Raw genomic sequence first — 4478 nt, 5'->3', positions numbered from 1 at the left:
GCGTCGCGAGAGCCGCCCCGGGCGTTCTCATCTGGGTAGGCCAAGTCCCCGTTCCAGTGGTCGGCATCGCCTCGCAAGCCGGCCGCGACCCGCTCGTCGACCAGCAGGTCTACCTCAACGCGGCCGCCGCGAGACACATTGGCAATCTCCATCCCGAATACGTCGTCAGAACCACTGATGGATTCCCTGCCGCTCTCGGCGAAGCGATTCCCAAGGCCTTGGCTCCCGGCGCACCGGCGGGCATCTCGGTTAACTCAGTTGCAGACCTCAGAAACCTCCGCTTGGGTGTGGGCGCCGAACTGGGACTCATGATCACCGGCGTATCGAGCGTGCTGCTGGTTCTCGCCGCGCTCACTGCCGCGACCGCGATGTACCTGTCCGTGCAGTCGCGAATTCCCGAGATCGCCCTACGGCGAGCACTTGGGATGAGGAAACGCACCATCGCCTCGATCTTCATCCTCGAGGGAACTCTCCTTGGTCTGGCAGGCGGGCTTGCGGGCGGGGTAGCCGGAACCCTGGCTGTCATAGCAGTCTCCGCGGCAAGCGGCTGGGAGCCGGTCTTGTCCCTGACCCTGCCTCTTGTCTCGGTTGGATCAGGGGGCGCAACAGGCGCGCTGGCCGCCCTTTACCCGGCGCTGATCGCGGCCCGAGCAGACCCGGCTTCCGCGCTCCGCTCATAAGGGGCTCATCGCCGCCGCCGACCCCAGGCCAGCGCACCCATCAATCAGTGCTTCTACTACCAGCTACCGTGTGAGCATGGGCAATCTTGCGGTAGGTAAAGCACTATGATCCGGCCATCGCGCCGCACAGGTCGCGCAGTTGTCGGCGCCATGAAGGCAGGGGCCGCCGGAACACTCATCGTGGTGACCGGCGCAATCCTCGTGCTCATGTGCTCGCCCCGCGAACCCGGGACCAGGGCGGTCGGTCTCTTCGGAGGGGTCTACTTTGAAGCGACCAATCGCGCAGACGGCTCGTGGTCGCTCGGATTCGGGGTTGCGAACTGGCTCGGCGTGATCGCTTTGTGGCTTGCGCTCTCGGGCCTGGTCTTCGTTGCGATCCGCGTCTCGGCTTGGGGTCGTCGCCCTCAGCTGCCCTTGGGAGGGCAAGCTCCGGACGAGTCGTAACCGCCAGATCAGTGCCCGAACGTGTCCGGATCTGAAGCCGCGGGACCCATCCCGTCGAGGGCGTCGAGCGCCGCGAGCTCCTCGCGCGTGAGGTCGAAGCCGAACACGTCGAGATTCTCAGAGAGCCGCTGCGGCGAGGCCGACTTGGGGATCGCGACGAGCCCCTGCTGCGTGTGCCAGCGGAGCACCGCCTGCGCGGGCGTCACCCCGTGCGCCTCGGCGACGGCCACGACGGCGGGCTCGGCGAGGAGGTCCCTGCCCTGGCCGATCGGGCTGTACGACTCGGTCACGATCGCGTGCCCAAGGTGATACGCACGCGCGGCCTGCTGAGTCCAGTACGGGCTCAGCTGAATCTGATCGACGTCCGGGCCAACGCCGGTCGCCGCGATGATTGCGTCGAGGTGGGCGGGCGTGAAGTTGGAGACGCCGACGGAGCGGACCTTCCCCTCTTCGCGGAGGGCCAGGAGCCCGTCCCACGCCTCGACGTACGTGCCCTGGTCCGGGTTCGGCCAGTGCACGAGGAACAGGTCGAGGTAGTCGAGCGCGAGCCGGCGCACGCTGCGCTCCCACGCCTCGCGCACGCCGGCGACGCTGTGCCACTCCCGGTTGAACTTGGTCGTCACGAAGACGTCCTTGCGCGGCACGCCGGAGCGACGGAGGCCCTCCCCCACGCCCTCTTCGTTCCCGTAGTTCTCGGCCGTGTCCACGTGCCGGTACCCGAGTTCGAGCGCGGTCGCGATGACCTCCGCCGCCTGCGCATTGTCGAGCGGCCACGTCCCGAGCCCGATTTGCGGGATGCTGTGGCCGGACGAGAGGGGAATGCGCGGGGCGGCAGTCATGCCCCCCAGCCTACGGGCGCTCGGCCTCGACGGGCGAGCCCTCGCGGGAGCCGGCCTGGGCGGGCCGGCTGGGCGCGGGGCGCACCTTGACAAAGAAGAAGGCCACCACCAGGCCGATCAGCACGATCGCCGCGGGGAGCAGCACCGACTGGGACATCGCGGTCGTGAACCCGCTCTGCAGGATCGCCGGAAGTTGTCCCGCGGCAAGCGCGCTCGTGCTCTGACCGCCCCCGCCAGGGCGGGCCGGGAGGTCGTCCGCGAGGCGTGCCTGCATGAACGCCGCGATCGCGGCGCTCCCGAGCACGGAACCGATCTGGCGCGTCGTGTTGTAGATGCCAGAGCCCGCGCCCGCGAGCTGCGGCGGGAGGTTGCGGGTCGCAAGCGTCGCGAGCGGGCCCCAGAGGCCCGCGTTGGCAAGGCCCAGCACGGCGCCCGGAATGAGCAGCACCGCAAGGTTCTGATCCGGCGTCAGAAGCACCGAGTAGAGCCAGAGCGAAAGCGCGAACAGGAACATGCCGCCGATGTTCATGGCCTTCGCGTGCCCGCGGTCCACAAACTTCCCCGCCACCGGCGCGAGGCCGCCCGAGAGGACCGCCATGGGGATCATCATGAGGGCCGACTGCGTCGGGGTCATGCCCCGCACGAGCTGGTAGTAGAAGATCGTCGGGAGGCCGAACGAGGTCACCGCGAAGCCCACGGTCGAGATGCCGAGGTTCGCGAGCGAGAAGTTGCGGTCACGGAACAGGCCCAGCGGAACGAGCGGCTCTGCCTTGTTGATGGCCTGCCAGACCACGAAGAGCGCCATGACGACGATGCCCGCGATGATGATCCCCCACACCGTGATGGGCCCCGTGATGGTGCCCCACGAATACGTCTGGCCTTCCTGGATGCCGAAGACGATGAGGAACATCGCGACGCCGCTCAGCGCGACGCCGAGCCAGTCGAAGCGGTGCGAGTGGGTGGTGAGCTTCGGGACGAGGCGCATCGCGAGGAAGAAGCCGACGATGCCGACCGGGACGTTGATGAAGAAGACCCACTCCCAGCCGAAGCCGTCCACGAGGAGGCCGCCGAGGATCGGGCCTACGAGCATCGCGACGCCCGCGGTCGAGCCCCAGATGCTCATGGCCGCGCCGCGGCGCTCGGGCGGGAAGATGCGCGTAATGACGGCCATCGTCTGCGGCGTCATGAGGCCCGCGCCGAGGCCCTGGACCACGCGGGCCGCGATGAGGGACGTGACGCTCCCGGAGAGGCCGCACCACAGCGAGGCGAGCGTGAAGATCACGAGGCCCATGAGGTACATGTTCTTGGGGCCGAAGCGATCGCCGAGGCGCCCCGTGATGAGGAGGGGCACGACGTACGCGAGGAGATACGCGCTCGTGACCCAGATGACCTCATTGATGTCCGCGCCGATGCCGCGCATGATCGCAGGGTTTGCCACCGACACGATCGTCGTGTCGATGAGGATCATGAAGAAGCCGATGACGAGGGACCAGAGGGCGGCCCACGGCCGCTCGATTCTTTCCACCGAACAAGGGTCTCACTTCCTGCGGACAGCAGACGTCCGCAAGTGTTCGCCCGCCGCGATCAGAGACCGAGATCACACGTCGAAGCGCGCGAGCATCTCCTGCCTGCCGAACATCTGGGCCGCCTCGCGCGCGGACGGAGCGCCCGCGTCCGGATCGGCGCCGAGTTCGAGGAGGGCCTCCACGACGTCCCCGTAGCCCTTGAAGACCGCGCCCGCGAGCGGAGTCTGGCCGCGGTCGTTCGCGGCGGCTACGTCCGCGCCGTGGGCGCCGAGCAGCCGCACCACCCCGGCGTGCCCGTGGTAGGCGGCGAGCATCACGAGCGAGTCCCCCGCTTGGTTCGCGAGCGACGACGGCGCCCCCGCCTCGAGATACGCCTTGAGCGTGGGCTCGTCCCCGGCTCGCGCGGCCTCGAACAGCCGCGAGGCGAGCTCGACGACGTCGTCGTCCGGCGCGCCCGGCGCGGAGGGCTGGGGCTGGTCGGTCACGGGGTCCTCCTTGGTGGCTGCCTGATCAGTGTGAGCCGCGCAGGAGCCCGGTGGGCCGGTGGACCACCTGCCCGGCCTCGGGCGCGACGATCGTCTCCTGGGCCGCGGCGTAGACCTCGCCCTCCGCCTCGCCGCGGACGGTGAGTGCGGCGTCCGCGGGGGTGCTGCGCTTGACGACCGCGAGCGCGATCGGACCCATCTCGAAGTGGAGTGCCGCGGAGGTGACGCGACCCACCTGCTTCTCGCCGCCGTCGTCCGTGGCGACGAAGACGGGACTGCCGGGCGCGGGGAGCGTGTGCGTGGAGCCGTCGAGCTGGAGCATGACGAGCCGCCGCGGCGGGTGCCCGAGGTTGTGGACTCGCGCGACCGTCTCCTGGCCCTTGTAGCAGCCCTTTGCCAGATGCACGGCCGTGCGCAGGAGATCCAGCTCGTGCGGGATCACCTTGTCGTCCGTCTCGAAGCCGACGCGCGGGCGCCACGCGGCGATACGGAGCGCCTCCGCGG

The 4478-nt window shown here is 69.3% G+C and carries 6 protein-coding genes; 2 read left to right on the top strand and 4 right to left on the bottom strand.

Annotated features, from left to right (window positions below; translation table 11 throughout):
• Together ACLN58_RS18385 and ACLN58_RS18380 are read left to right on the top strand one after the other, a co-directional pair.
• Positions 1–680 (top strand): ABC transporter permease (locus tag ACLN58_RS18385; RefSeq protein WP_415856689.1); only part of this gene is annotated, 680 nt, incomplete at its 5' end.
• A 183-nt stretch (positions 681–863) separates the two neighbouring features.
• On the top strand, positions 864–1124 hold the full coding sequence (locus tag ACLN58_RS18380) for a hypothetical protein (protein ID WP_415856688.1): 261 nt from the start codon (positions 864–866) through the stop codon (positions 1122–1124).
• An 8-nt stretch (positions 1125–1132) separates the two neighbouring features.
• On the opposite strand, the gene ACLN58_RS18375 is transcribed toward ACLN58_RS18380, so the two are convergent.
• The 4 genes from ACLN58_RS18375 to ACLN58_RS18360 form a co-directional block, all read right to left on the bottom strand.
• Positions 1133–1963 carry an aldo/keto reductase gene (locus ACLN58_RS18375; RefSeq protein ID WP_415856687.1) on the bottom strand — a complete coding sequence of 277 codons (831 nt, stop codon included), beginning with the start codon at positions 1961–1963 and terminating at the stop codon, positions 1133–1135.
• Positions 1964–1973: 10 nt separating this feature from the next.
• On the bottom strand, positions 1974–3488 hold the full coding sequence (locus ACLN58_RS18370; RefSeq protein WP_415856686.1) for an MDR family MFS transporter: 1515 nt from the start codon (positions 3486–3488) through the stop codon (positions 1974–1976).
• A gap of 72 nt (positions 3489–3560) precedes the next feature.
• Positions 3561–3974, bottom strand: a complete 414-nt coding sequence (locus ACLN58_RS18365) for an ankyrin repeat domain-containing protein (RefSeq protein WP_415856685.1) — start codon at positions 3972–3974, stop codon at positions 3561–3563.
• A gap of 25 nt (positions 3975–3999) precedes the next feature.
• A partial coding sequence (locus ACLN58_RS18360) for a YgfZ/GcvT domain-containing protein (protein ID WP_415856684.1) occupies positions 4000–4478 on the bottom strand: 479 nt, incomplete at its 5' end.

The sequence above is a fragment of the Sinomonas sp. G460-2 genome, from assembly GCF_047759905.1.
Classification (GTDB): domain Bacteria; phylum Actinomycetota; class Actinomycetes; order Actinomycetales; family Micrococcaceae; genus Sinomonas.
The sequence above is the reverse complement of the archived record's forward strand: the minus strand, read 5'-3'. Positions and strand labels throughout refer to the sequence as shown.

Excerpts from the sequence above, each read along its gene's own strand:
- ACLN58_RS18375 (WP_415856687.1), bottom strand. The coding sequence starts at position 1,963 with ATGACTGCCGCCCCGCGCATTCCCCTCTCGTCCGGCCACAGCATCCCG.